The organism is Sphaerisporangium sp. NPDC049457 (assembly GCF_055586705.1).
Map to the genome: position 1 here is coordinate 19,081 of NZ_JBVJHR010000008.1, position 25,554 is coordinate 44,634.

Annotated in this window: 27 protein-coding genes and 1 riboswitch; of the genes, 10 read left to right on the forward strand and 17 right to left on the reverse strand. The window is 73.4% G+C overall.

The features are described from left to right. Window positions 1-680: 680 nt before the first annotated feature. On the reverse strand, window positions 681-1,658 hold the full coding sequence (locus ACZ6QO_RS14145) for a helix-turn-helix transcriptional regulator (protein WP_465850726.1): 978 nt from the start codon (window positions 1,656-1,658) through the stop codon (window positions 681-683). 63 nt (window positions 1,659-1,721) lie between these two features. Here ACZ6QO_RS14145 and ACZ6QO_RS14150 point away from each other — a divergent pair, with 63 nt between their 5' ends. After that, a complete protein-coding gene (locus tag ACZ6QO_RS14150) occupies window positions 1,722-2,873 on the forward strand; it encodes an epoxide hydrolase family protein (RefSeq protein WP_465850728.1) in 1,152 nt (383 codons plus the stop codon). A gap of 126 nt (window positions 2,874-2,999) precedes the next feature. Here ACZ6QO_RS14150 and ACZ6QO_RS14155 read toward each other — a convergent pair whose 3' ends face one another. Beyond that, window positions 3,000-3,902 (reverse strand): L,D-transpeptidase family protein, encoded by a 903-nt coding sequence (locus ACZ6QO_RS14155; protein WP_465850729.1) that lies wholly within the window; start codon window positions 3,900-3,902, stop codon window positions 3,000-3,002. A gap of 130 nt (window positions 3,903-4,032) precedes the next feature. On the opposite strand from ACZ6QO_RS14155, the gene ACZ6QO_RS14160 reads away from it, so the two are divergent. Together ACZ6QO_RS14160 and ACZ6QO_RS14165 are read left to right on the forward strand one after the other, a co-directional pair. Continuing rightward, window positions 4,033-4,509, forward strand: coding sequence for a YbaK/EbsC family protein (locus ACZ6QO_RS14160; RefSeq protein ID WP_465850730.1), 477 nt, complete (start codon window positions 4,033-4,035; stop codon window positions 4,507-4,509). Window positions 4,510-4,549: 40 nt separating this feature from the next. Next, window positions 4,550-5,104 carry a GNAT family N-acetyltransferase gene (locus ACZ6QO_RS14165; protein WP_465850731.1) on the forward strand — a complete coding sequence of 185 codons (555 nt, stop codon included), beginning with the start codon at window positions 4,550-4,552 and terminating at the stop codon, window positions 5,102-5,104. Window positions 5,105-5,267: 163 nt separating this feature from the next. On the opposite strand, the gene metF is transcribed toward ACZ6QO_RS14165, so the two are convergent. After that, entirely contained in the window at window positions 5,268-6,200 is a 933-nt protein-coding gene (gene metF, locus ACZ6QO_RS14170) for a methylenetetrahydrofolate reductase [NAD(P)H] (protein WP_465850733.1), read from the reverse strand. A gap of 257 nt (window positions 6,201-6,457) precedes the next feature. Here metF and ACZ6QO_RS14175 point away from each other — a divergent pair, with 257 nt between their 5' ends. Next, window positions 6,458-7,525 (forward strand): polyprenyl synthetase family protein, encoded by a 1,068-nt coding sequence (locus ACZ6QO_RS14175; protein ID WP_465850735.1) that lies wholly within the window; start codon window positions 6,458-6,460, stop codon window positions 7,523-7,525. Between the two features lie 202 nt (window positions 7,526-7,727). On the opposite strand, the gene thiE is transcribed toward ACZ6QO_RS14175, so the two are convergent. The 3 genes from thiE to ACZ6QO_RS14190 are packed head-to-tail and all read right to left on the reverse strand — an operon-like array spanning window position 7,728 to window position 9,946. Then, the gene (thiE, locus tag ACZ6QO_RS14180; protein WP_465850737.1) at window positions 7,728-8,375 is read right to left on the reverse strand and encodes a thiamine phosphate synthase; all 648 of its coding nucleotides are present in this window, start codon (window positions 8,373-8,375) and stop codon (window positions 7,728-7,730) included. After that, window positions 8,353-8,727, reverse strand: a complete 375-nt coding sequence (locus ACZ6QO_RS14185; protein ID WP_465850739.1) for an Rv2175c family DNA-binding protein — start codon at window positions 8,725-8,727, stop codon at window positions 8,353-8,355. Before ACZ6QO_RS14185 ends, thiE begins: the two co-directional genes overlap by 23 nt. Before the next feature lie 49 nt (window positions 8,728-8,776). Then, entirely contained in the window at window positions 8,777-9,946 is a 1,170-nt protein-coding gene (locus ACZ6QO_RS14190; RefSeq protein WP_465850740.1) for an NAD(P)/FAD-dependent oxidoreductase, read from the reverse strand. Window positions 9,947-10,116: 170 nt separating this feature from the next. Next, a riboswitch (TPP riboswitch) is annotated at window positions 10,117-10,229 on the forward strand. Here ACZ6QO_RS14190 and ACZ6QO_RS14195 point away from each other — a divergent pair. The 4 genes from ACZ6QO_RS14195 to pknB all read left to right on the forward strand — a co-directional run bounded on the left by ACZ6QO_RS14195 (window position 10,230) and on the right by pknB (window position 14,618). Then, entirely contained in the window at window positions 10,230-11,495 is a 1,266-nt protein-coding gene (locus tag ACZ6QO_RS14195) for an FAD-dependent oxidoreductase (RefSeq protein ID WP_465850742.1), read from the forward strand. It begins immediately after the preceding riboswitch. A 62-nt stretch (window positions 11,496-11,557) separates the two neighbouring features. Then, a complete protein-coding gene (gene thiS, locus ACZ6QO_RS14200; protein ID WP_465850744.1) occupies window positions 11,558-11,758 on the forward strand; it encodes a sulfur carrier protein ThiS in 201 nt (66 codons plus the stop codon). Window positions 11,759-11,861: 103 nt separating this feature from the next. Next, window positions 11,862-12,581 carry a thiazole synthase gene (locus tag ACZ6QO_RS14205; RefSeq protein ID WP_465851127.1) on the forward strand — a complete coding sequence of 240 codons (720 nt, stop codon included), beginning with the start codon at window positions 11,862-11,864 and terminating at the stop codon, window positions 12,579-12,581. Window positions 12,582-12,674: 93 nt separating this feature from the next. Next, on the forward strand, window positions 12,675-14,618 hold the full coding sequence (gene pknB / locus ACZ6QO_RS14210; protein WP_465850745.1) for a Stk1 family PASTA domain-containing Ser/Thr kinase: 1,944 nt from the start codon (window positions 12,675-12,677) through the stop codon (window positions 14,616-14,618). A 53-nt stretch (window positions 14,619-14,671) separates the two neighbouring features. Here pknB and ACZ6QO_RS14215 read toward each other — a convergent pair whose 3' ends face one another. Next, on the reverse strand, window positions 14,672-15,289 hold the full coding sequence (locus ACZ6QO_RS14215) for a winged helix-turn-helix domain-containing protein (RefSeq protein WP_465851129.1): 618 nt from the start codon (window positions 15,287-15,289) through the stop codon (window positions 14,672-14,674). Here ACZ6QO_RS14215 and ACZ6QO_RS14220 point away from each other — a divergent pair. Together ACZ6QO_RS14220 and ACZ6QO_RS14225 are read left to right on the forward strand one after the other, a co-directional pair. Continuing rightward, window positions 15,206-15,832 (forward strand): dihydrofolate reductase family protein, encoded by a 627-nt coding sequence (locus tag ACZ6QO_RS14220; RefSeq protein ID WP_465850747.1) that lies wholly within the window; start codon window positions 15,206-15,208, stop codon window positions 15,830-15,832. The genes ACZ6QO_RS14215 and ACZ6QO_RS14220 overlap by 84 nt on opposite strands. Before the next feature lie 59 nt (window positions 15,833-15,891). Next, window positions 15,892-16,362: a hypothetical protein gene (locus tag ACZ6QO_RS14225; protein ID WP_465850748.1), complete on the forward strand. Its 471-nt coding sequence runs from the start codon at window positions 15,892-15,894 to the stop codon at window positions 16,360-16,362. Window positions 16,363-16,593: 231 nt separating this feature from the next. Here the strand turns inward: ACZ6QO_RS14225 and ACZ6QO_RS14230 are convergent, their stop codons facing one another. From ACZ6QO_RS14230 to uraD, 10 genes are all read right to left on the reverse strand, one after another. Continuing rightward, a complete protein-coding gene (locus ACZ6QO_RS14230; protein WP_465850750.1) occupies window positions 16,594-17,130 on the reverse strand; it encodes a cupin domain-containing protein in 537 nt (178 codons plus the stop codon). A gap of 142 nt (window positions 17,131-17,272) precedes the next feature. Then, entirely contained in the window at window positions 17,273-18,286 is a 1,014-nt protein-coding gene (alc, locus tag ACZ6QO_RS14235) for an allantoicase (protein ID WP_465850752.1), read from the reverse strand. Continuing rightward, the gene (gene allB / locus ACZ6QO_RS14240) at window positions 18,283-19,626 is read right to left on the reverse strand and encodes an allantoinase AllB (protein WP_465850754.1); all 1,344 of its coding nucleotides are present in this window, start codon (window positions 19,624-19,626) and stop codon (window positions 18,283-18,285) included. The genes alc and allB overlap by 4 nt, the downstream gene beginning before the upstream one ends. A gap of 121 nt (window positions 19,627-19,747) precedes the next feature. Continuing rightward, complete coding sequence (locus ACZ6QO_RS14245) at window positions 19,748-20,914, reverse strand: glycerate kinase (RefSeq protein ID WP_465850756.1); 1,167 nt, start codon at window positions 20,912-20,914, stop codon at window positions 19,748-19,750. A gap of 154 nt (window positions 20,915-21,068) precedes the next feature. After that, window positions 21,069-22,475, reverse strand: a complete 1,407-nt coding sequence (locus ACZ6QO_RS14250) for an 8-oxoguanine deaminase (protein WP_465850758.1) — start codon at window positions 22,473-22,475, stop codon at window positions 21,069-21,071. Continuing rightward, complete coding sequence (locus ACZ6QO_RS14255) at window positions 22,472-22,945, reverse strand: (2Fe-2S)-binding protein (RefSeq protein ID WP_465850760.1); 474 nt, start codon at window positions 22,943-22,945, stop codon at window positions 22,472-22,474. The genes ACZ6QO_RS14250 and ACZ6QO_RS14255 overlap by 4 nt, the downstream gene beginning before the upstream one ends. Next, complete coding sequence (locus ACZ6QO_RS14260; protein WP_465850762.1) at window positions 22,936-23,811, reverse strand: FAD binding domain-containing protein; 876 nt, start codon at window positions 23,809-23,811, stop codon at window positions 22,936-22,938. The genes ACZ6QO_RS14255 and ACZ6QO_RS14260 overlap by 10 nt, the downstream gene beginning before the upstream one ends. Window positions 23,812-23,820: 9 nt before the next feature. Beyond that, a complete protein-coding gene (pucL, locus tag ACZ6QO_RS14265; RefSeq protein WP_465850764.1) occupies window positions 23,821-24,693 on the reverse strand; it encodes a factor-independent urate hydroxylase in 873 nt (290 codons plus the stop codon). A 2-nt stretch (window positions 24,694-24,695) separates the two neighbouring features. Then, complete coding sequence (gene uraH, locus ACZ6QO_RS14270) at window positions 24,696-25,019, reverse strand: hydroxyisourate hydrolase (protein WP_465850765.1); 324 nt, start codon at window positions 25,017-25,019, stop codon at window positions 24,696-24,698. After that, window positions 25,016-25,552: a 2-oxo-4-hydroxy-4-carboxy-5-ureidoimidazoline decarboxylase gene (uraD, locus tag ACZ6QO_RS14275; protein ID WP_465850767.1), complete on the reverse strand. Its 537-nt coding sequence runs from the start codon at window positions 25,550-25,552 to the stop codon at window positions 25,016-25,018. Before uraD ends, uraH begins: the two co-directional genes overlap by 4 nt. Window positions 25,553-25,554: the final 2 nt, after the last annotated feature.

Below are 25,554 nucleotides of genomic sequence, written 5' to 3' on the forward strand. Positions count from 1 at the left end.
GTCCGCTGGTCATGGTCACGGACGCTCGCTCCCTTGCTCCCTCGCCTCGGCACGCTCGCCGTGCCGTGGGTGCTCCGGTACGTGTGCCAGCCCCTCCGCTTCGTGGTGCCGCCGGCGATGCTCCAGGGGGCCGCCTGCCGGATGAGCGGCCGCGCCCGGGCGGGCTGCCGCGGACACCGGCCCGTGCGAGACCGGCGCCCCGGCCCGCTCTCGGCGCCCGGCGCCCTCGGCATGGCCGGCCGGTGGCACCCCCCGTGCCTGCCGGCCGTCGTTCCGGCGGCCGCGGTGGTCATGGCGGCAGCCGCGATGTCGTACGGCGCCGGCCGCGCGCGGCCGGCCGCCGATGTGGAGTTGTCGGCGCCGCCTGGCGGCGGCGCCCGCTCGGGGCCGGACGAGGAGCTTCCCCTCTCCCCGTCCGGCCATCGGGTTCGCGTGGAAAGGCCGCCGCGGACGGCACTCTCCAGCCGGATGGTGGGGGTGGGCCGCGAGTCCCACCCCCACTGTGTCGAACATAAATTCGATGACCGGCTATGTCAAGCATCTAACGAACACAAGTTCGATCATGCGGTCAACCAGGGGTTCGAACACCAGGCCCGGGCCGCCTCGCGCTCCGGCCGTGCCCCCGATCAGGCGGCCCCCGCAACGCGGGCCCGGTGGTGATCACGGAGAGCCGGCCCCCGTCAGCCGGAACGCGGGTCCGACATGGCCGCGGCCCGGTCGAGGCGGTCGCGGACCTCGCGCAGCACCGGCACCAGCTCCGGCGGATCCAGCACCTCGAAGTCGAACCCCTTCACCGCCACGTACACCGCCAGCTCACGCAGCGAGTTCGAGCCGACCGTGAACAGGCAGGTGCGCGCGTCCACGGCCTCCAGCCGTCCGGCGCCGGGCGACGTGCGCGGCGCCACCGCCTCCAACGGGGCGTGGAAGAGGACGCGGGCCTGATAGGTGTACGGCGCCGAGGTGATGGCGTGCGAGACGTAGGCGGCGGCGTCGTCCTCGGGCGGCACGCGCGGCGTGAAGCGCGCCCCCGGCGGCCCGAGCGGCTCCTCGATCCGGTCGGCCCGGAAGGTACGCCAGTCGTCCTTGGCCACGTCCCACGCCACCAGGTACCACCGGCGCGGGGTGTGCACCAGCCGGTGCGGCTCGACCTCGCGCGTGGTGACGCCGTCGCGCCCCCGGTAGCGCAGCCGCACCCGGCGCCGGTCGCGGCACGCGGCGGCGATCGCGGCCAGCAGATCGGCGCCGACCCCCGGATCGGCCGCCCCGGGCAGCGCCACGGTCGCCGCGCGGAACGCCTCCATCCGGTGCCGCAGCCGGGAGGGCAGGAGCTGCTGGAGCTTGGCCAGCGCCCGCACCGCGGCCTCCTCCAGGCCGGCGACGCTGCCCGTGGCGGCCGTACGCAGGCCGATCGCCACCGCCACGGCCTCCTCGTCGTCGAGGAGCAGCGGCGGCAACGCGGCCCCCACCCCGAGCCGGTATCCGCCGGCCACCCCCGAAGTGGCGTCCACCGGATAGCCCAGCTCGCGCAGCCGTTCGATGTCGCGCCGCACGGTGCGCAGGCCGACCCCCAGCCGGTCGGCGAGTTCGGCGCCGGTCCAGTCCGTGCGCGCCTGCAGCAGCGACAGCAGGCGCAGCAGCCGCGCCGAGGTTTCCAACATGAGCACCATTGTGGCCACAATCGGTGCCCGAACCTGTCACCAATAGTCCATACCGTGACGGACATGACGAACGAGATCCAGCCCTTCCGCGTCGAGATCCCGCAGGCCGACATCGACGACCTGTACGAGCGGCTGCGCCGTACCCGCTGGGCCCCCGAGGTGCCCGGCACCGGGTGGGAGCGCGGCGTGCCCACCGGCTACCTGCGGGAGCTCGCCACCTACTGGGCCGGTGGGTTCGACTGGCACGCCCAGGAGGCGGCGCTCAACGCATACCCGCAGTTCACCACCACCGTGGACGGCGCGCAGGTGCACTTTCTCCACGTACGCTCCTCCGAGCCCGACGCCACTCCGCTGCTGTTGCTGCACGGCTGGCCCGGCTCGGTCGTCGAGTTCCTCGACCTCATCGGCCCGCTCACCGACCCCGTGGCCCACGGCGGCGAGGCCGCCGACGCCTTCCACCTGGTGATCCCGTCGCTGCCGGGGTACGGCTTCTCCGGCCCGCTGCCCGGCACCGGCTGGACGGACGGCCGCACCGCCGCGGCGCTGGCGGAGCTGATGTCCAGGCTCGGCTACGACCGGTACGGCGTGCAGGGAGGCGACGTCGGCGCGTTCATCGCTCCACTGATAGGACGCGCCGCACCGGACAGCGTCATCGGCGTGCACGTCAACGGCCTGCTCACGTTCCCCGGCGGCGATCCGGCGATCATGGGATCGCTGACCGAGGCCGAGCGTGGGCGGCTGGCCGGGATGAAGGATTGGCAGGCGAAGCTGGGTGCGTACATGCAGGTTCAGGGCACGCGCCCGCAGACGGTCGCGGCCGCGCTGCACGACTCCCCCGCCGGTCAGCTCGCCTGGATCGTGGAGAAGTTCAAGGACTGGACGGACCCCGCCGCCGAGCTGCCCGAGGACGCGGTGGATCGGGACCGGATCCTCACCGACGTGGGCATCTACTGGTTCACCGGCACCGCGGGCTCGGCGGCGCACACCTACTACGAGCGGTTCAACGACTTCACCATGTGGGCGCCGAAGGAACGCGGGACGGTGCCGACCGCGGTCGCGGTGTTCCCCACGGACTTCTCGGTCCGCCCGCTGGCCGACCAGGCGCACAACGTGGTGCGCTGGTCGGAGTTCGAGCGGGGCGGCCACTTCGCGGCCCTGGAGGCCCCTGACCTGATGGTCGCCGACCTCCGGGCGTTCTTCCGCAGCCTGAGCTGACCGGACGGCAGGCGCCGCGCCGCGCCTTCCGTAAGGGCGACCACGGCTCGCCGGAGGAGGGGCGGAAGGGGTACGCGCGGAGCGGGAGGCCGGGCCTCACCGCGCCGGCGGGTGGGGCGGATCGGGTCAGCGCTGGAAGCGGCCTCTGACGTGGACGGGGACGCCGGTGCCGAGCAGGCCGGGGAGGACCTGGGCGACGTGCATCGGCAGGCGCACGCAGCCGTGGGAGGCCGGGTAGAGCGGGACCGACAGCGCGCCGTGCAGGGCGATGCCGCCGTTGAAGAAGATCGGGTTGTAGAGCTGGCCGAGGTAGGACTTGTGCCAGCCCGACCGGCGCCAGGTGGTCTTGTAGTCGCCCGTCGGCGTGCGGGCGCTGCCGCAGAACCGCTGCGTCCTGCCCTGCCAGGTGGCCGTCTCGCAGTAGGGGATGCCGCTGCCGGAGGAGACGTGGGTGATCAGCCGCACCTGGCCGCCCCGGTAGAGGACGGCCACCTGCCTGGTCAGGTCGATCTCGACGCGGTCGGGCTTGCCGTTCGGGACGAGCACCCGCGGGGCCCTGGGGCTTTCGAGCGCCCGCCAGGTGCGGCCGGTGATCGTGCTGGTCGGCTTGATGCCCTGGACCTTCTGGAAGGCCCACACGGCCGACTGCGTGGTGCCGCCGTACCTGGCGTCGATCTTGCCGGGGGCGTAGCCGAGCTCGCGCAACCTGCTCTGCAGTTGCTTGACGGGGGCGCCCTTGGCGCCGAACCGCAGGTTTCCGTGGGGCGCCACGAACGGCTTGACCGCGCCGGCGAGACCGGCCTTCGCGGCGGGCGCCGTGACCGTGACCGCCGCTCGCGGCGCCGTGACCGTGACCGCCGCTCGCGGCGCCGTGACCGTGACCGCCGTCTGCGGCGCCGTCGCGCCGGTGGCCGCACTCGCGCCTTGAGCCGCCGTCGCCGCGCCGGCCGATGCCGGCACCGGCGCCGAGACCAGCACGGCTCCCGCGGTCAACGCCGCCGCGACGGCGAACCGCCTGCCAACCCCCATGTCGAGACTCCCCTCCGACAGCACCACGTCCGGTTCACGGGACCCTAGCGCATCGGGCACGCGCAACCCCGTACGGTCACGGAGATGTAATCGATCGCCCGGCGCCGGTCAATCTGTTTAGAGTGTCCGCGTGCCAGAAAAGTTGCATCCGAGCGTCACCAAGGTGTCCGACGCCCTCCGCGAGTCCGGCGCGACCGGCGAGGTCGTCGTCCTGACCGACCCCGCCCCGACGGCGGCCGCGGCCGCCGCGCAACTCGGGTGCGAGGTGGGCGCGATCGCCAACAGCCTGGTCTTCGACGCCGACGGCGAGCCGCTGCTGGTGCTCACCAGCGGCGCCCACCGGGTGGACACCGGGCTGATCGCCCGGCTCGTCGGCGCGGCCAAGGTCCGGCGCGCCAGTCCCGACTTCGTCAAGGCCGCGACCGGCCAGGCGATCGGCGGGGTCGCCCCGGTCGGCCATCCCGCGCCGATCCGCACGCTGGTCGACACCTGGCTGGCCAAGCACGAGGTCGTGTGGGCCGCGGCCGGCCATGTCCACACCGTCTTCCCGACGACCTACGACGAGCTGCTGCGGGTCACCGGCGGCACGCCGACCGAGGTCGAATGACCTCGGCGCGGCCGATCGCCGTGCTGCTAGTGTGCGGAAAGTGATCGAACTGCGACACGCCGGTCCCGAGGAGTTCACCGACTCGCTGGACACCGTGATCGACATCTACACGGCGGCGATGCGCCCGCCGGCCGATCAGCTCACGGGCCGGCAGAGCATCATGCGCAACCACGCGACGTATCCGCGTTTCACCTGCCTGCTGGCCGAGAACGCCGACGGCGTCATCGTCGGCTTCGGGTACGGCTTCCACGGTTCGCCGGGCCAGTGGTGGCATGACGTCGTGCGCCGCGCCCTGGAGGAGCGCGAGTGCCCGGCGACGGCCGCGGCGTGGTTCGAGAACGCCCTGGAGATCGCCGAGATCCACGTGCGCCCGGAGTACCAGGGCAAGGGCATCGGCCGCCGGCTCGTCCACGGCCTGTGCGCGGGCCGCGGCGAGCGCACCGCCGTGATGTCCACCCACGACAAGCCCACGGCCGCGCGCCACCTCTACCGGCGGCTGGGGTTCGTCGACCTGATCGGCATGTACGTCTTCCCCGGCGGATACGAGCACTACGCCATCGTCGGCGCCACCCTCCCGCTGCGGCCCCTGCCCTGACGCCGTCCCTGCGCGCTCGGGCGGCCCGGCCGCGCGGCTGACGAGACCGCCGCGGGACGCGCCGGGCCGGCGGCGGGCACAGCCCTGCCGTGGGCGCCGGCCGGCCGCGAGCGCGCCTCGCCGCGGGCGGGGCCGGCGAGCGAGCGCGGGCCCGCGCGGAGCGTCAGCCGGCGCTCGCCGCCACCGGGCTGGGCGTCAGGGCCTGGTAGACCTCGCGGGTCGCGCTGGAGCGGTTGAAGGTGATGAAGTGGATGCCGGGCGCGCCCTCGTCGAGCAGCGTCTGGCACAGCTCGGCGGCGTGCTCGATGCCGAGACGGCGCACCTCGGCCGGGTCGTCGGCGACCGCCTCGAAGCGCTCGGCCACCTCGGCGGGGAACGGCGCCCCCGACAGCTGCTCGGACCGCGCGATGGTGCTCATCTGGGTCACCGGCATGATGCCGGGGATGATCGGCGTGTCACAGCCCGCGGCGGCCACCCGGTCGCGCAGGCGCAGATAATCTTCGGCGCGGAAGAACATCTGCGTGATGGCGTAGTCGGCGCCGGCCCGGCACTTGCGGACGAAGTACTCGGTGTCGGACTCGATCGACGGCGACCTCGGGTGCCGGTAGGGGAACGCGGCCACGCCGACGCAGAAATCGCCCGCCTGCCGGATGAGGCGGACGAGGTCTTCGGCGTAGGCGACCCCCTCGGGGTGCTTGACCCACTCGTCCAGCGGGTCGCGGCCGGGCGGGTCGCCCCGGACGGCGAGGATGTTGCGCACGCCCGCCCCGGCGAACCTGCCGACGAGGTGGCGCAGCTCGCGCACGGAGTGGCCGACGGCGGTGAAGTGGGCGACGGGCGTGAGCGTCGTCTCGTGGGCGAGCCGCTCGACGATCTCGACCGTGCGGTCGCGGTTGGAGCCGCCGGCGCCGTAGGTGACCGAGACGAACGTCGGGCGCAGCCCTTCGAGCTCGCGGATCGCGCGCCACAACTGCCGCTCCCCCGCGTCACTCTTCGGGGGGAAGAACTCGAAGGAGAACGACCGCCGCCCGGAGGCGAGCAGCTCCCGTACCGTCGGAACGCGGTCGGGCAGGACGGATGGACGACCCAGAGCCATGCACCAAGGCTACAGGTCCAGGCCGCCGCGCACCGATCGCGAACGTGCGCTCCGCGCCGTGGACCGCGCGCGCCGCACGGCCTCATACCACACCGCCACACTGATCACGACGCGCGTGTCGGACCGGTCACCACCGCCCCGGATCCGGTGTAGGCAGCTCATCGGCCCCGGGCGGACGCGCCCTTCGCCGATCATGACGTCGGTCACACAAGGGGAGGCAGATCGGCTGGCCGTTGTACGGCCGTTAATCTCAGAGCATGACCACTTCCTTCGCCCTGTCGGACGCGTTCCGTTCCGAGGTCGACCAGCGCCTGCGGGCGTTCGTCGAACGGCAGCGTCCTCTGGTCAGCGGTCCCGAACTGAGCCCCATGCTCACGGCCGCCGAGGACTTCCTCGCGGGCGGCAAGCGACTGCGTCCGGCCTTCTGTTACTGGGGCTGGCGCGGGGCTGGCGGAGGCGACGATCCGGCGATCTTCACGGCGGCCGCGTCGCTGGAGTTGCTGCAGGCCAGCGCGCTGGTCCACGACGACGTCATGGACGCCAGCGACATGCGCAGAGGCAAGCCGTCCGCGCACCGGCGGTTCCAGGCGCTGCACGAGGAGTCCGGCTGGCAGGGGTCGGCCGAGCAGTTCGGCGAGGGGGCCGCCGTGCTGCTCGGCAGCCTGCTGCTGGTGTGGTCGGGCGAGATGTGGCGCACGAGCGGGCTGCCCGCCGAGGCGCTGGCGGCGGCCGAGCGGGTGCACGACCTGCTGCGCACCGAGCTGATGTGCGGGCAGTACCTGGATCTGCTGGAGCAGGCGCAGGGCGGGAGCACCTTCGACAGCGCCCTGCGGGTCGCGCTGCACAAGAGCGGCAAGTACTCCGTGGAGCAGCCGCTGCGCCTGGGCCTGCTGCTGGCCACGCGGTCCGCGCCGCCGTGGATCGACCGGCTGTGCGTGGACTACGGACAGAAGGTCGGCATCGCCTTCCAGCTGCGCGACGACGTGCTCGGGGTGTTCGGCGACCCGGCCGAGACCGGCAAGCCCGCCGGCGACGACCTGCGCGAGGGGAAGCGCACGATGCTGATCGCGCGCACCCTGGCGGAGGCCACGCCGGAGCAGGCGGCCGACGTGCGCCTGCTGCTCGGCGACCCCAAGCTGGAGCAGGACGGCGTCGAGCGGCTGCGCGCCATCATCGAGGACACCGGCGCCCTCGCGGCGAGCGAAGAGATGATCAAGCGTTACCTGGACGACGCGCTGGCGTCCCTGGACCGCGCGCCGATCACCCCCGAGTCCCGGGACGCGCTGCGGGAGCTCGCCGTGGCCGCCACCGCCCGCCGCAGCTGACGCGCGGCACGGCAGGGCCCGCCCAAGCCGGGCCCTGCCGGACCACAGCCAGGTGAGTGGGGCATCTGGATGGGCCCGGGGCAACCCAGCAGGAATGGGTCAACCCGACAGGAACGGGTCAACCTGCCAGGACAAGGCCAACCCGGTAGGAACGGGTCAGCCCGGTGCGGCCGGGTGGGCCGGGTCAGCCGGGTGGGCCGGGTCAGCCGGGTGGGCCGGACGTGAGGCGGCGGGCGAACTCGGCGGCGGCGGCTCCCGGATCGCCGGCCTCGGTGATGGCGCGCACCACCACGACGCGCGTCACCCCGTACGACATCACCTCGTCCAGCGTGCCGAGGTCGATGCCGCCGATGCCGAACCACGGCCGGTCGGTCGCCAGCGCCGCAGCGTGCTTCAGCAGACCGGGGCCCGGCGCGAAGCGGCCGGGCTTGGTCGGCGTCGGCCACACCGGCCCGCAGCAGAAGTAGTCGACGCCCTCCTCCATCGCCGCGGCGGACGCCTCGGCGTCGCTGTGCGTCGAGCGGCCGATCAGGACGTCCGGCCCGAGGATGTCGCGCGCGACCGCCACGGGAAGGTCGTCCTGGCCGAGGTGCAGCACGTCGGGACGCGCGGCGTAGGCGATGTCGGCCCGGTCGTTGACGGCGAGCAGGGCTCCGTGTCTGTCGCAGGCCGCTCGGAACACTTCGAGCAGCGCGAGCTCTTCTCGGGCCTCCAGGCCCTTCTCGCGCAACTGGACGATGTCCACGCCCCCGGCGAGGACGGCGTCCAGGAAGGGTTCGAGATCGCCTTGGCGGCGGCGCCCGTCGGTGCAGAGGTAGAGCCTGGCGTCAGAAAGCGAGCGCCTGAGCACGCCTTTTCACCTCGGTGTGCCGGCCGGCGACGATCGCGTCGATGGGCGCTCCCGGCAGGGAGTCGTCGGCGGTGAACAGCCACCGCAGGGCGGCGGCGTCATCGTAGCCGGAGTCGGAAAGGACGGTCAGCGTGCCGGGAAGCCCCTTGATCACGTCGTTTCCGGCGATGAACTTGGCGGGGACCTCGGGCTCGGGGCCGCCGCGGCGGACGCCGATGAGCTTCTTGTCCTTCAGAAGCTGCTTGGCCCGCCCGGTGCTGAGCCCGAGCCGCCTGCCCACTTCCGTGAGGGGGAGCCACTCCCCCACCATCTGGTCGGTTTCACGGTCGATCTGTGCAACAGAAAGCGTCACGGAACCACAACTACCACGTCGCGCCTCTTCTCAAACACCCCGCAGGGGGTCACAAGCAGTCGCGCAAGGGTATCGAGGGGTCGATCGCCTTATCAACGTCGAGACTTTGCCCTGCCTCGACGATGCGACGCCCTTGCACCAGATCACGGGGCCGGTCGACGGTGAGGATGGCGGCCAGCCGGTCGTCCTCGGTCAGCCAGCACGCCGCCCACTTGCGGTCGGTGTCCGGGTCGCCCCGCAGGACCAGCCTGGCCCCGTCGTGGTGGCCCGCGTACTGGACCATGCGGCCGAACTGCTCGGACCAGAAGTACGGCACCGGGTCGTAGACGGCGCACTGACCCAGCACGGTGGCCACCGCGGTCTCCGGCGCGTTGAGCGCGGTGTCCCAGTGCTCGACGCGCATGTGCCGCTGGAAGCGCCGCGACCACCAGTTCGCGCAGTCGCCGACCGCGACCACGCCCTTCATGGAGGTGCGCAGATGCTCGTCCACGACGACGCCGTTGTCCAGCGTGACGCCGGAGCCGGCGAGCCAGGCGACGTTCGGGCGCACGCCCACGCCGGTCACCACGACGTCGGCCGGGATCCACGAGCCGTCCATCATGGTCAGGCCGCCGGGGTCGACCGAGCCGACCATCGTGCCCAGCCTGAGGTCGATGCCCGCCTGGCCGTACCAGGACGCGGTGCGGCCGCCCACCTCGGTCCCGAGGGCCGCGGCGAGCGGCGACTCCGCGGCCTCGACGACGGTCACCTCGCAGCCGGCGCGGCAGGCCGCGGTGGCGACCTCGGCCCCGATCCACCCGGCGCCCACGACCGCGACGCGGGCCTTCGGCACCAGGGCGGAGCGCAGCGCCAGGGCGTCGTCGATGGTGCGCAGCACGTACTGGGCGCCCTCGCCGCGCAGCCGGATGGGGGACGCGCCGGTGGCGATCACCAGGCCGTCGTACTCCAGCTCGCCCTCGGTGGTCTCCAGGGCGCCCTCGCGCAGCCCCTTCGCCGAGACGCTCGTGCGCAGGTCGACCTCCAGCGCGCCGAGGTCGGAGTCGACGATCGTCGAGTCGAGGTCGCCGAGCAGGACGGCCTTGGACAGCGGTGGCCGGTCGTACGGCCGATGGGGCTCCTCACCGATCAGTGTGAGGCGCCCTCGGTAACCGCGCGCCCGTAGCGCCTCGACACTGCGCACGCCGGCCAGTCCGGCCCCCACCACCACGACATGATTCACATCCTGACCCTAAGCGGCCAGCACGGTAACCCGCCAACGGCGATTTGGTAACAAATTAGCTCACTATCCCACACAGGCAGTGATGAGAACACTCAAGCAGGTGGCCAAGCCGTTCCAGGGGAGAAATAGCCGGTTCTCCGGCCATGCGGGGACGGGCATAGGCTTGGGTCACCAGCACGCGCGGGAGTCCGGCGAGACCGGGCTGAGAGGAGGGCTCACGGCCCTCGACCGCCACGAACCTGATCCGGATCATGCCGGCGAAGGGAGCGGACATCAAGTGAACATGCCTGACGCCCTCTCGGCCGAGGCGCGGGACGCGTCTCCGGCGCACCTGCCCGGAGCGGACGCCGATCCCGGCGGGCCGAGCCACGCGGACGTGGTCGTGGTGGGCGGCGGCGTCATCGGCCTGTCGATCGCCTGGCGCGCCGCCCAGCGCGGGCGCGCCGTCACCGTCGTCGACCCGGCGCCCGGGTCGGGCGCCTCCCACGCGGCGGCGGGGATGCTCGCCCCCGTCAGCGAGGTCACCTACACCGAGGAGCCCCTGCTGCGGCTCGGCCTGGCCTCGCTGGCCCGCTGGCCGGCGTTCGCCGCCGAGCTGTCCGCCGAGTCGGGGATGGACGTCGACCATCGCGGCGACGGCACGCTCGACGTGGCGTTCGGCGCCGACGACCTCGCGGCGCTGTCGGAGATGGCCGGCTTCCTGGAGAAGCTGTCGCTTCCAGTCGAACGGCTCACCGGCCGTGAGTGCCGACGCGCCGAGCCGATGCTCGCCCCGTCCGTGCGCGGCGGCATCCTGGTCGCGGGCGACGCCTGGGTGGACCCGCGCCGCGTCACGGCCGCGCTGCTCGCCGCGCTCTCACGCAGGGGCGTGCGGCTGGTCGCCGACCGCGTCACGGGCCTGCTCACCGACGGCGACCCGGCGCGAGAGGCGCGGCGCGCCGCTCCCGGGACGGCGGCGCCCGGCACGGGCGGCGTCGTGCGCGGGGTGCGGTGCGCGAGCGGCGCGACGATCGGCGCCGAGCTGGTCGTCCTGGCGGCCGGGGCCTGGTCGGGCTCCCTGGACGGCCTGCCCGCGGAGGCGCTGCCGCCCGTGCGTCCCGTCAAAGGGCAGATCATGCGGCTGCGCGGCGCTCCGGGGTTCCTCGGCCGGTGCGTGCGCGGCGTCGTCCACGGCTCGCGCGCGTACATGGTGCCGCGCGGCGACGGCGAGATCGTGCTCGGTGCCACCCAGGAGGAGATGGGGTTCGACACGCGGGTGACCGCGGGAGCCCTGTGGGAGCTGCTGCGCGACGCCCGCGAGCTGGTGCCAGGGATCACCGAGCTGGAGGTGGTCGACCTGGCCGTGGGGCTGCGCCCGGGAACGCCGGACAACCTTCCGGTGGTCGGTCCGAGCGGCATGGCCGGGCTGGTGCTGGCCACCGGCCACTACCGCGGCGGCGTGCTGCTGAGCCCGCTCACCGCCGAACTGGTGGCCGGCGACCCCGACCCGGGGCTCGCCCCGCTGGCGGCGCTCTGCTCCCCTCTGCGGTTCGCCGAGACCCACCGATGAACGAAGGAGGAACGGGGTCCGCGCCCTGGCGGACGCCAGGGCTCTCCCGCCCCGGAACGGCGATGAATGTGATGATCAACGGCGTGTCCCATGACCTGCCCGCGGGGGCGACCGTCGCGCGGGCCGTCCAGGAGCTGACCTCCTCCGCCGCGGGCGTCGCGGTGGCGGTCAACGACGAGGTGGTGCGGCGCGGCGCGTGGCAGTCCACCACGCTCAGCGAGCACGACCGCGTCGAGGTGCTGACGGCGGTGCAAGGTGGCTGACCACATCCCCGGCCGGACGGCCGGACACGACACCGGGCACGACACCGGCGGGGCGGCCGACGCGCTGGTCATCGGCGGGGAGAAGTTCACCTCCCGGCTGATCATGGGCACGGGCGGGGCGCCGTCGCTGGACGTCCTCGACCAGGCGCTCGCCGCCTCCGGCACCGAGATCACCACGGTGGCGATGCGGCGCCTGGACCCCGCGGCCGGAGGGTCGGTGCTGGACGTCCTGCGCGCCCGCGGCATCAAGGTGCTGCCGAACACGGCGGGCTGCTTCACCGCCGGCGAGGCCGTGCTCACCGCGCGCCTGGCCCGCGAGGCCCTCGGCACCGACTGGGTGAAGCTGGAGGTGATCAACGACGAGCGCACCCTGCTCCCCGACCCCATCGAGACCTTCGACGCCGCCGAGCGGCTGGTCGCCGACGGGTTCGTCGTCCTGCCCTACATCGGCGACGACCCGGCGCTCGCGCGGCGCCTGGAGCAGGCGGGATGCGCGGCCGTGATGCCGCTGGGCTCCCCCATCGGCTCGGGCCTCGGCATCCGCAACCCGCACAACATCGAGTTGATCGTCGAGTCGGCGACCGTCCCTGTGATCCTTGACGCCGGCATCGGCACGGCGAGCGACGCCGCGCTGGCGATGGAGCTAGGATGCGACGCGGTCTTGCTCGCCAGCGCCGTCACCCGCGCGCAGCGCCCCGGCCTGATGGCGGCGGCGATGCGTGAGGCCGTCACGGCGGGTCGTATGGCGCGCCTCGCGGGCCGGATCCCGCGGCGGCGGTACGCTGAGGCCTCCTCACCGGCGATCGAGCCGCGTGCCAGGTGACAACGATGACCCCTTGGGGACGGGAGAACATGTCGGCATCGGTTTGGGATGTGCTTGCCCTGCCCCCGGCAAACCGCCCGTAAACTCACTCCCGTGGACACGACGGTTGCGGACCCCCTCCTAGGGCGGCTGCTGGACGGGCGCTATCGGGTCGAGTCCCGGATCGCCCGGGGCGGCATGGCCGCTGTCTACCTGGCCCTGGACGTCCGGCTCGACCGCACGGTCGCCCTCAAGGTCATGCATCCCTCGCTCGCCGAGGACCCCGACTTCGTGCGTCGCTTCATCGGCGAGGCCAAGTCCGTCGCCAGCCTGTCGCACCCGAACGTGGTGCACGTCTTCGACCAGGGCACCGACGCCGGCAACGTCTACCTGTCGATGGAGTACGTCCCCGGGCGCACCCTGCGGGACGTCCTCCGCCAGCGCGGGCGCTTCCCCGCCCGCGAAGCCCTTGAGATCCTCATTCCGGTGCTGGCCGCGCTCGGCGCGGCCCACCAGGCCGGCATGGTCCACCGGGACGTCAAGCCCGAGAACGTCCTGCTCACCGACGACGGCCGGGTCAAGGTCGTCGACTTCGGGCTGGCCCGCGCGATCGAGGCCGGCAACCAGACCAAGACCGGCGTCATGATCGGCACGATCGCGTACATGTCGCCCGAGCAGGTGACCGCCGGGCAGGCCGACGCGCGCAGCGACGTGTACGCGGCCGGGGTCCTGCTGTTCGAGCTGCTGACCGGGCAGCAGCCCTACCAGGGCGAGAGCCCCATGTCGGTGGCCTACCGCCACGTCCACGACCGGGTGCCCCCGCCCTCCGCGATCGTGCAGGGCACGCCGCAGGCGCTCGACGCGCTGGTGCTGTCGGCGACCGACCGCGATCCCGCCCGCCGACCGGCCGACGCCACCGCCATGCTCGTCGCGGCCGTCGAGGCGCATCGCGGGCTGCCCCATGACCCCCATGACAAGGCTCCGCAGCGCACGCCCGCCGGCGCGACGTCCCCCTCGATGCTCCGCGAGCCGGGCCTGACGCCCCGCGAGACCGGCGTCCCGCCCGCCAACCCGACCCTCGTCCACTCGCGCACCGAGATGATGGCCGCTCCCGCGGTCGCTCCCGCCCCGCCGGCCGGGCGCCGCAGCCTGCGGCCCGCGTTGTTCATCGGCGCGCTGGCCGTCATCATGATCGCCGCGATCGCCGGCACCGGCTGGTGGTTCTCCGAGGGCCGGTACACCAAGGTGCCCGACCTGATGGGCCTCAACGTCACCGTCGCCAAGGCGCAGGCAGAGCGGCAGGGCTTCTCGGTCAAGGTCGGGCCGGCCGAGCACGACGACAAGCTCGCCGAGGACAAGGTGCTCCGCACCGATCCCGAGCCGGGCAAGCAGGTGCTCAAGGACGCGGTCATCACGCTCATCCCGTCGTCCGGCCCCGTCAAGATCGCCGTGCCGAACGTGCTGAACCTCTCCCAGGGCGACGCGCAGGCGAAGATCTCCGAGGTGGGTCTCACGCCGGGGTCGGTCAGCCGGGTGCCCAGCGACACCGTCCAGCGCGGCCTGGTGATGCGCACCAGCCCGCAGGTCGGCGCCAAGGTCCGCGAGGGCAGCCGCGTGCAGCTCGTCCTGAGCGCCGGCCTGCTCATGCCGGACGTCAGCGAGATGCAGTGCGACCAGGCCGACGCCTTCCTGCGGCAGAAGGGCTTCACGCCGACGGTCGTCCAGCAGACCGACGAGGCCCAGCCGAACACGATCATCGCCCAGGTGCCCGCGGCGCGCGCCGAGGTGACCGCCGGGCAGGCCGTACAGCTCACCTGCTCCAAGGGGCCCGACACCGGCTTCCACTGGCCCTGGGAGAATCCCGACAACGTCCAGCCCGGACAGGCTCTCGTCGCCATCCCCGACGTCCGCTTCAAGAAGGTCACCGACGCGCTGCGCGAACTGCGCGCGGCCGGCTTCAAGGTCCGCGTCCGCCGCATCGCCGGCACCGGCGCCGTCGTCGCCGAGAACCCCCTCGGCCAGGCCCCGGCGGGCACCCGCGTCACCATCTGGCACTGACCACCGGGCACCACGTCACCGTCCGGCGGCGACCGGCGGGCGCGCGGCCGGGATCAGCCGTCCAGCAGCACCTGAGCGCGCTCCGTGCGAACGTAGAGCATGGCCCTGCCGACGCGATGCTTGGTGACCAGGCCCGCGGACCGCAGCAGGGTGAGCTGTTCGGAGACGCTGGCGGGAGCCAGGCCGGTGCGGCGGGACAGCTCGGTGGTGGAGGCGGGGGCGTCCAGCTCACCGAGCAGCAGAGCGCGGGAGCGGCCGATGACGGCGGCCAGCGCGTCCTGGGCGGGCGCGGTGCCGCGTTCCCAGAGTGTGGCGATGGCGCGTACGGGGTAGGTGATGGCCGCCTGGCCGGGAGAGTCGGTGCGGTAGAGCAGTTCAGGCCAGACGAAGACCGACGGAGCCAGCAGCAGTCCCTCGCCGTTCAGCACGCGGGAGAGCTCCTCTGGGCGGTGCTCCAGGTAGAGGGTGCGATCTTCCCAGCGGATGGCCGGGTGCATGTCCGCGAACACCTCGGCGGGGCCGCTTTCGGCGTACTTCCTGGCACGGTAGAGGATGTCGCCTTCGAGAAGATTGCGCATGCGCGGCCAGTGCGGCGCCATGGCTACGGCGACTGGATGGCCGACGACGGTCCGCAGCTCGTGTCCTACCTCGGCCGGGTCATCGCGACCCAGGACGACGTCCTGCTGGGGCGCGGGACGTACGACTACTGGTCCGGGTACTGGCCCGGGTCCGACTTCCAGCCGTTCGCCGGCTTCATCAACGGCACCCGCAAGCACGTCGTCACCTCCAGCGCGCCGGCCCGGCAATGGGCGAACTCCACGCTGGTCACCGCCCCCGCGCACGAGTACGTGGCCGCCCTCAAGCAGCAGCCCGGCGGCGACATCGGCGTCCACGGCAGCATCGAACTGGCCCGCTCGCTGCTGCGGGGCGGGCTCATCGATGAGCTGCGGCTGGTCGTCGCGCCGGCGGTGGTCGGGCACGGCAGGCGGGTGTTCGAGAGAGAGACGTCCAGTCGTGGAAGCTGGTCGAGGTCGAGCGCGGCAAGAGCGGCACGCTGTTCCTCGATTACCGGCGCTGAACGGCCGGCGCTGATCGGCGCGCGGGACAGCCGATCCAGACGAAGTGCCCTTTATGTGACTTTCGCTGTTGAATATCTACTTATTTGCATCAACAAGACTTATTTCCCGTATTCAGAGATGTCCCAAAAAGAGTGATGAAGCGCTGCGTTAATAGGTAAAGTCTCCGCGACTGGTCCGCATTCGTGGGGGAGAACATGCGTCCGTACCGCCTGCCGCTCGTCCTTCTGCTGTCATCACTGGCCGTCGCGGGCTGCGGCGGCGGGGAGCCCGAAGGGGCGGACACGCCGCAGGAGACGTTGACGAGGCTCACCGCGTTCATCGCCGACGACAAGGGCGAGGACGCCTGCAACCTGATGTCGCCGGCCGCGCAGGAGTTGTTCGCGCGCGATAACGAGATGAGCACCTGCGCGCAGGCCGTCAACCTCTTCCACGGAAAGATCACCGAGCCCGACGCCTACCGGAAGATGGTCCCCTCGGGCCTCAAGACCAAGGGCCCCGAGGCCGAGATCAGCGGATACTGCGGTGAAGGATGGACTCTCCCCGAGGGCGAGAAGCCGGCGGAAGACCCCAACAGGCTGGGCACTCTGACCCTGCGCAAGACCGAGAGCGGCTGGCTGATCCAGGACTACAAGAGCAGCAGGCACTACTCCAGCTGCGGCGGATGAGCCGGCGCGATCACCCCGGTGCGATGACCGGAAAGGTTCGCCGGGTGCCGCCGTAGGGCGGCGCCGGCACTCGCCGTCCACCGCCCCGCCGACGCGGCGCCGACGCGGCGCCGATACAAGCACCCCATCGGAGGGACTGGAGCAACACACGCGGCGCGGTGCTCGTACGGTTTCCGGCCATGCCGGCGACGAAGACGGCGGCGGTGCATGACGGGGCTTGAGCCGCTGTGGTCAATGGGTCGGGGGCGTCAGGCCGTAACGGGCCACGATGTCGTCGAGCCAGTCGGGGGTGCCGTAGGTCAGGCCGTATCTCATGGCGAGTTCGGTGAATTCGGGCGTCTGGTGGAGGCTCACCCCGGGGGCTGACTCTCCGGAGGTGAGCAGCTCGCCGAGTTCGCGGAAGTAGTCCTCGAAACCGCCCGGTGTGATGACCTCGATGATGCGGCCGGGCGTCGTCCCCGCGTTCCACATGGCGTGCATCTGCCCCCGCGGCTTGGTGATGTAGCCGCCGGGTCCCAGGACGACCTCGTCGGCGTCGGACCTGAAGCCGATTTCGCCTTCGAGCACGATGGAGTGCTCGTCCTCGCGCGTGTGGCGGTGCGGCGCGGTGATCGCGCCCACGGCGAACGGATGCTCCACGATGGCCACTTCGCCGTTGTTGTCGCGGCCGTAGAGCTTGAAGACCGCGCCGAACCCCGGGATGGCGACGGACTCTCCGCCGCCGGGCGGCACCACTTTCACGGCCGGCGCGCCGGCGGCTTCCATCATGTCCCCTCCTCGATGCCGGCTCCCCCGCCTGGCTCCTCTGCCTGGCATCATGCCCGCGCGTCGCCTCTCGGCACCGCCGCGGGCGCAGGTTCGTCCTCAGGGCTTCGGACACCGGTCCCCGGGGTTTGGACACCTGGGGCGGTCAACCGGGGCCTGCGGGGGTTCCGTAGAGGCGGAGGCGGCCGAGGCCGCCGTCGGGGTGGATGTCGAGGCGGACGTGCGTCACGGGGCGGTCGTCGTCGAGGCGGAAACGGTGGCGGGTGTCGGGCTGCAACGGGATGCGCGGCAGCAGTTCGAACCAGCCGGCGTCCTCGCCGGGCGTGCCCTCCAGCGCGCTCGCGGCGGGACCGGCCGCCGGGCCCGCGTGGACGCCCTTGAGGGACGCCGAGCCTGGGGCGTTGTACACCAGGTTGGCGGTGTCGAGTTCGGCGACGCGGACGACGCCGGGGACGGCCAGCCGCACCACGAGCCAGTCGTTGCCCCCGTCGCGCCGGCGGGCGGTCTCCCAGCCCTCGCCCTGGTGGCGGGGCAGCCCTGGGGCTATGACGTTCTGCGGCGAGGAGTAGAACTCGTCGGAGCAGGCGGTGACCAGCGCGCCGTTCTCCAGGGCCGCCAGGTCGAGGGGCATCCCGTCGTGCATGGCGAGGTCGGCGGCCACCTCGCCGTGGACGCGCAGCCTGGCCACCCCGCCGTCGGGGAAGATGTTCAGCCGCACATGGGTGAACCGGCGGCCGTGGGAGACCGGGAAGGTGTGCGCGGCGTCCCCGGTCAGCGGGCTCTTCGGCACGATCTCCACCCAGTCGGCCAGCCGCAGTTCGGCGACCGAGGGGTGGCCCGCCGCCTCGCACGCCTCGACCGACGCGAACGGCGGGTAGTTGCCGGTGAACCAGGCGGTGTCGACCACCACGGCCCGGATGACGCCGGGCATGCCGAGGCGGACGACGGCCCAGTCGTGGCCGGGTTCGCGGCGGCGGCGGGTCTCCCAGCCGTCGTACACCTGTCCCCTCGCGCCGAAGGTCCCGGCCTGGAAGGCGGGCCGGCCCGGCCTGATCAACGCCTGGCGCTCGGCGAAGGACTCGTCGCTGGCCGCCACGACGGACCCACCGTGGGAACGGAGGGCGAGGTCGGGCAGCCTGCGCAGGTCCCGGTCGGTCATAGGAGGGCTCCGGAGGGTGGGGTGGCGTCGGTCACCGGGCGTCCCCGGAGCCAGGTGGCCCGGACGACGCCGGTCAGCGTGCGGCCGTGGTACGGGGTCAGCGGGTTGCGGTGGCGCAGCCGGGCCGCCTCGACGGTGAACTCGGCCGTGTCGTCGAAGGCCACCAGGTCGGCGGCCATGCCCACGGCGATGCCTCCCTTGGACGGCAGACCCGCGAGCGCCGCCGGTCCCGCCGACATCCACTCCACCACCCGGCCGAGCCCGTGGCCGCGTGCCCGGGCCTCGGTCCACATGGCGGGCAGGCCGATCTGGAGGGAGGAGACGCCGCCCCACGCGGCGGCGAAGTCCGGCACCTTCAGGTCGGCGGTGGAGGGTGAATGGTCGGAGACCACGCAGCTCAGCACCCCTGCCGCCAGGCCCTCCCACAGCCGGTCGCGGTTGCCGACGTCCCTGATCGGCGGGCAGCACTTGAACTCCGGCCCGCTCACCTGGTCGGCGGTGATGGTCAGGTAGTGCGGGCAGGTCTCGGCGCTGATCCGCACCCCGTCGCGCCGGGCGGCCTCCAGCGGTTCGAGGCAGGAGGCGGAGGACACGTGCAGGATGTGCGCCCGCGCGCCGCTCTCGCGCGCCGCGGCGATGACCCGTTCGACGGCCCGCCGCTCGGCCTCCCCGGGCCGCGAATCGAGAAATTCCTGATATGTCGGACCGGGCGGATCGGTGAGCAGCGCCGGGTCCTCGGCGTGCACGACCATGAGCCCGTCGAAGGCCGCCACCTCGCGCATGGCCGTACGCAGCCCGCCCGCGTCCAGCGGCGGGAACTCCTCCACGCCCGACGGCGACAGGAAGCACTTGAAGCCGTACACGCCCGCCTCGTGCAGCGGCCTGAGCTCACCGGCGTTCCCGGGGATGGCGCCGCCCCAGAATCCGACGTCGACGGCGCACTGCCCGGCGGCCGCCGCCCGCTTGACCCGCAGAGCGTCGACGTCGACCGTCGGCGGCAGGGAGTTCAGCGGCATGTCGATGATCGTGGTGACGCCACCGGCCGCCGCCGCCCTGGTGGCCGTGGCGAAGCCCTCCCAGTGCGTGCGGCCGGGCTCGTTGACGTGCACGTGGCTGTCCACCAGCCCCGGCAGCAGGCACACGTCGCCGAGATCCACCTCCTCGGCCGCGCCGGGGCGGGCGTCGTACGGGAGCAGTGCGGCGATCACCCCGTCCCGGACGGCCACCGCCGCCGGTCGCTCCCCGTCCGCCGACACGACCCGCCGCGACCGGACGACCAGGTCGAAGCCGTTCCCACGCACCCGATCGGCGGCCGAGACCGCCTCCTGCCCAGGGTCCATGGACGAGACCGCCTCCGTCCAAGGGCCTGTGGGCGAGGTCGCCCTTGGCCCAGCGCCTGTGGGTGAGGCCGCACCCGGTAGCCCGGCGCCGGCGGGCGGCAGGCCCGCCGGTCGCTCACCGTCAGTCGCGGGCATGGGCGGTGACCCGGGGAAGCCAGTCGGCGGCCAGATCGGCGGCGAGTCGTTCCACAAGGGGGCCGGCCTCCTCCATGCAGCGGCGCAGGTCGCTCTCGATGTCGGTCAGCGCGTACGCGGCCTGGATGCCCGCCACGTGGAGCTGGTCGTCGGTCAGCGTCCGCCTGCCGCACACGGCGACGACCGGGACGCCCGACCGGCGGGCCGCCTCCGCGACGCCGGCCGGGGCCTTGCCGCGCAGCGTCTGGCCGTCGAGCGATCCCTCCCCGGTGACGACCAGGCCGGCTCCGGACAGCCGGTCGGCGAAGCCGAGCAGGTCCAGCAGGAGGCGGATGCCCGGCTGGATCTCCGCGCCGAGGAAGGCCATGGCGGCGAAGCCGACGCCGCCCGCCGCCCCGGCGCCGGGGTTGTCACGCACCCGGACCCCGAGCTCGCGTTCCGCCACGTCGGCCCAGTGGGCCAGGCCCTCCTCCAGCCGGGGCAGTTCGGACGGGCCCGCGCCCTTCTGCGGGCCGTACACGGCGGCGGCCCCGTCCGGGCCGAGCAGCGGATTGTCCACGTCGCCGGCCACGACGAACGTCACGCCGTCCGGCGGCGTGAAGCCGGACAGGTCCAAGGAGCGCAGGTCGGCGAGGGCGCCGCCGCCGGGCGGCAGTTCCCGGCCGCGCGCGTCGAGCAGGCGCACGCCGAGCGCGCGCATCATGCCCGAGCCGCCGTCGGTGCAGGCGCTGCCGCCCAGGCCGAGCACGATCTGCCCGACCTCCTCGCGCAGAGCCGCCGCGATCAGGTCTCCGGTGCCGTGGCTGGTGGCGGTGAGCGGGGCGAGCCGCCCGCCGGTGAGCCGGTGCAGTCCGGACGCCTCCGCCAGCTCGACCACCGCGACGCCGTCCTTGACGCCGTACGCCGCCGTCACCGGCTCACCGGTGGGCCCGGAGGCGACCGCTTCGACGCGCAGGAACCCGCAGGCCACCGCCGCCTCGACCGTGCCGTCCCCGCCGTCGGCGACCGGCATGGTCACCACCGCGACGTCCGGCCGCGCGGCGCGCAGGCCCGCCGCGACGCGCCCGGCCACCTCGACGGCGCTGAGCGATCCTTTGAACTTGTCCGGCGCGACCAGCACGTGTCCCGGCATCCCGGCGTCCTCCAGCTCCATGTGTCCCGACCTCACCCGGCAGACCTCCGCCGGGCGGAGCCGCCCGGCGCGGAGACACCCGGCGCACGCCCCGGCGTCACAAGAGCATCTTCCACCGCGCGCGCCACCACATCACCGGCGACCCTCCCGGCACCGGATCGTGGCGGTGGGGCGGTCATGGACGTAGTTCGGGGGCGACGGTGACGCCGCGTTCGGCGGCCAGGCGCAGGAGGCGGCGGTGGGCGGCGGCGCCGGCCTCCCCCGCGGCGTCCTGGGCGACGGTGCGCAGTTCGCCGTCCGCCACCACGGTCCGCCCGCCCACCAGCACGCGGGCCACGGACGGCGACCCGCCGAAGACGAGCGCGCACACCGGGTCGTCGATCGCCGCGGCGAACCCGCCGACCCGCCACAGGACGATGTCGGCGAGTTTGCCCGGCTCCAGGGAGCCGATCTCGTCCTCGCGGCCCAGGCACCGGGCGCCGCCGAGCGTGCCGATCTCCAGGGCCTGACGGGCGGTGAGCGCGGCGGGGCCGTACCGGGCGCGCTGGAACAGCAGCGCCTGCCGCATCTCGCCCGCGAGCGGCGTCAGCTCGCTGGAGGCGCTGCCGTCCACCCCGAGGCCGACCACCGCGCCGGCGCGCAGCATCTCGGAGACCCGGGCGATGCCGGCCCCGAGCCGGCCGTTGGAGCTCGGGCAGTGCGCCGTGCCGGTGCCGGTCGCGGCGAAGCGGCGGATGTCGCGGTCGTGGAGGTGGACGGCGTGCGCCACCCACACGTCGGGGCCGAGCCAGCCGAGCTTCTCCATGTAGTCGACGGGGGTGCAGCCCATCTGCGCGAGGCAGTGCTCCTCCTCGTCGACGGTCTCGCACAGGTGGGTGTGCAGGCGTACGCCCTTTGCGCGCGCGAGCGCCGCCGCCTCGGTCATCAGGTCGGCGCTGACCGAGAACGGGGAGCACGGGGCGACCGCGACGCGCAGCATCGAACCGGGCGAGGGGTCGTGGTAGGCGTCGATGGCGTCGGCGGTGGCGGCGAGGATGTCCTCCAGCCCTTCCACCACCTCGTCCGGGGGCAGACCGCCCTGCGAGACGCCGCGGTCCATCGAGCCGCGGCAGGGGTGGAAGCGCACCCCCACGTCGCGGGCGGCGTCGATCTCGGCGGCGAACAGGTCGCCGCGGCCCTTGGGGAAGATGTAGTGATGGTCGGTGGTCGTGGTGCAGCCCGACAGCGCCAGCCAGCCCAGCCCGGCGGTGGCCGCGCCCTTGACCACCTCGGCGTCCATGGCGGCCCACACCTTGTACAGGGCGGTGAGCCACTCGAACAGCGTGGCGTCCTGGGCCACGCCCTGGGAGGCCCACTGGTAGAGGTGGTGGTGGGTGTTGACCAGGCCGGGCGTCGCCAGGCAGCCGGCGCCGTCGACGCGGGTGACGCCCGGCGCCGCCGGGGCCGGGCCGGAGCCGAGCGCCGCGACGCGGCCGTCCCTGATGTGGATGTACCCGCGGGCGATCTCCGGCCCGGCGACCGGGGCGATCGCGACGTTCTCGATGACGGTCTCCGCCGTTCCCGTCTCGCGCGGACCGCTCATCGGGCCTCGGCCTTGCGGGCGGCGGCCAGGCGTACGGCGTCGAGGATCTTCTCGTACCCGGTGCACCGGCACAGGTTGCCGGCCAGGGCCTCGCGGATCTCGGCGTCGGTGGGCTCGCCGACGCGTTCGATGAGGTCGTGCGCCTGCACGAGCAGGCCGGGGGTGCAGAAGCCGCACTGCACGGCGCCGCACTCGACGAAGGCCTCCTGGACCGGGTCCAGGCGCTCCCCCTCGGCCAGCCCTTCGACGGTCCGCACCTGACGGCCCTCGGCCTGCCCGGCGGCCACCAGGCACGCGCACACCGGCAGGCCGTCGAGGTAGACCGTGCAGGACCCGCATTCCCCCTGCTCGCAGGCGTTCTTGGCGCCGGGCAGGCCGACCCTCTCCCGCAGCACGTACAGCAGGCTCTCGCCCTCCCAGACGCCGTCCACGGCCTCGGGCCTGCCGTTGACGGTGAGGTTCACGCGCATGCCGCCACCTTCCCTCGGTAGTCGTTCCAGGCCCAGGTGAGGGTGCGGCGGGCCATCACCGCGATCGCGTGCCGCCGGTAGGCCGCGGTGCCGCGCACGTCGTCGATGGGCGAGGCCGCCTCGGCGGCCAGCTCGCCGAAGCGGGCGAGCAGTTCGGCGTCCAGCGGCGCCGCCCCGGTCCAGTCGAGTTCCCGTCCGGCGAACTCCTCGGCCGCGTGGGCGCGCCGGGGCGTCGGGGCGGCCGAGCCGACGCCGGTGCCGAGGCGCCGCTCGCCCGGGTGCAGGGCGATCGCGAACGAGCACACCGCGATCACCATGGCGTTGCGGGTGCCGACCTTGGAGAAGTACTGCGGCCCGCCGGCCGGGCGGGCGCGGAAGGCGCGGATCAGCTCGTCGGGTTCGAGCGCGCTGCGCTTGACGCCGAGGTAGAACTCCGCGGCGGGGATCATGCGGGTGCCGCGCGCGGCGGACTCGACCTCGATGACGGCGTCCCCGGCGAGCAGGGGCGGGTGGCTGTCCCCGGCCGGCGAGGCGGCGCCGAGGTTGCCGCCGACCGAGCCGCGGTTGCGGATCTGCGGCGAGCCGACCGTGCGGGACGCCTGGGCCAGCCCGGGAAGCCGGTCGCCCAGCTCGGCGATGATCCGGGCGTACGACACGCCGGCGCCGACCCGGAGCCAGCCGTCGGCGGTGAGCTCCCAGTCGCCCAGCTCGCTGATCGGGTTGAGGTCGAGCAGCGCCACCGGGCGCCGCACGTCGAAGTTGATCTCGACCATCACGTCGGTGCCGCCCTGGATGGGCACGGCCTCCGGCTCGGCCGCCTTGGCGGCCAGCGCGTCGGCCCAGGTGGCGGGTCTGATGAAGTCCATCGGGCGCTCCTAGTCCCAGGCGGGGCCGGCGGGCGGGGCGTCGTCGTGCAGCACGGCCCCCTCGATCAGCCCGTACGGGCGGTCGGCGGCGAAGTAGACCTCGTTGTCGTTGTCCAGGCCGAACGGCGCCAGATCCACCAGGAAGTGGTGTTTGTTGGGCAGTTCCAGCCGGACCTCGCAGATCTCGGGGCGCGTCCGCAGGACCCGCTCGCCCATGGCGAACAGCGTCTGCTGCAACGAGAGGCTGTAGGTGCCCGCGAAGGCGTCCAGCAGGCATCGCCGCACCTCATCGTATGACTTGCCGTGGTCGTAGGGCTCGGCCCCGTCTCGGGGGACGTGCCGCCAGCGGGCGGTCACGGCGGTGGCCAGGACGCGGTCGGTGGCGGGCGGCAGCGTCGTGTACTCGTCGCGGGCGAACCCGTGGAACTCCGAGCCGGTGGAGTTGAGCACCACCAGGTCGCGCAGCCCCGACACCACGGTGGTCGTGCCGTCCCGGTCGTGGTGGACGACGCACGTGCGCACCTCGGCGCCCGAGCGCGCGAACGAGTGGGGCCCGCGGCGCTCCCAGGCGTACTCCTCCACCTCCACCCGGGCGTGGTGGATCGTGGGCTGGGAGCCGACGAAGTGGCGGGCCAGCAGCAGGGCGAACTCCTCGATCTCCCCGATGCCGTGCTTCTTGGCGAAGGCGTACACGGTGTTCTTCTGCGAGTCGGTGGGCAGCACGGCGGCGTTGTCGCCGTGCCTGTGCACGTCCTCCATGGCGCCGGAGAGCGAGACGCTGACGTTGCAGTCCTTGACGTGGTGCACCTCGCCGTCGCGGGTGACGCGCACGACGCGGGTCTCCGCCTTGCCGTAGCGGTTCGGTCCTAGGACGACGGCCATCGCTAGCTCCCCCGGTAGGTCGAGTAGGCGAACGGGCTGAGCAGCAGCGGCACGTGGTAGTGCGCCGCGGGGTCGGCCACGACGAACGTGACCACGACCTCCGGGTAGAAGGCGGCCACGCCGTTCGCGGCGAAGTAGGCTCCGGTGTCGAAGACCAGGCGGTGGACTCCCCTGCCGGGCTCCCCGTCGGGCAGCCAGTCGCTCAGGCGGCCGTCGCCGTCGGTCACGCCGCTGCCGACGACCCGGTCGCCTTGGTGCAGCGTCACCGCCACGCCTTCCGCGGGACGGCCTCTGCTGGAGTCCAGCACATGGGTGGACAGGCTCACGTCTCCTCCTGGTCGCCGGTCACGAGCTTCACGACGCGCAGTACGGCGATCTTCGCGAGCTCCTCGCGCACCACCGCCCATTCGGCGTCCTCGTCGTTGTCCAGCCTTTCCGTCAGCCGGTCGAGCATCTCCCGCGCCGTCAGCCCGGTGGCGCACACCAGGTACACGTGGCCGAACCGCTGCTCGTACCGCGTGTTGCCCGCGGCGAGCTCGGCGAGGATCCTGCGGTCGGCGCCGGCCGCGCCGGCCTGCTCGGCACGGGACCAGGACGCCTCCCTGCCGGCGCCGGCGGCCCGGTCGCCGATGCGCGGGTGGGCGGACAGCGCCTGGAGCACCTCCGGCCGGCTCAGCCCGCGGACGGCCTCCTGCGCGGCCGCGGCCAGCGCGGCGGCGTCGGCGTACGGGCGCATGGCTGCGACACGGCGGGCGAACGCGGGCGCGGCGCAGCAGCTCAGCAGCTCCCGCTCGGCCTGCGCCGTACCGAGCGCGTTGAAAGCGGCAAGGTCGCGCCGGCCGGATGTCACGTTCGGCATGC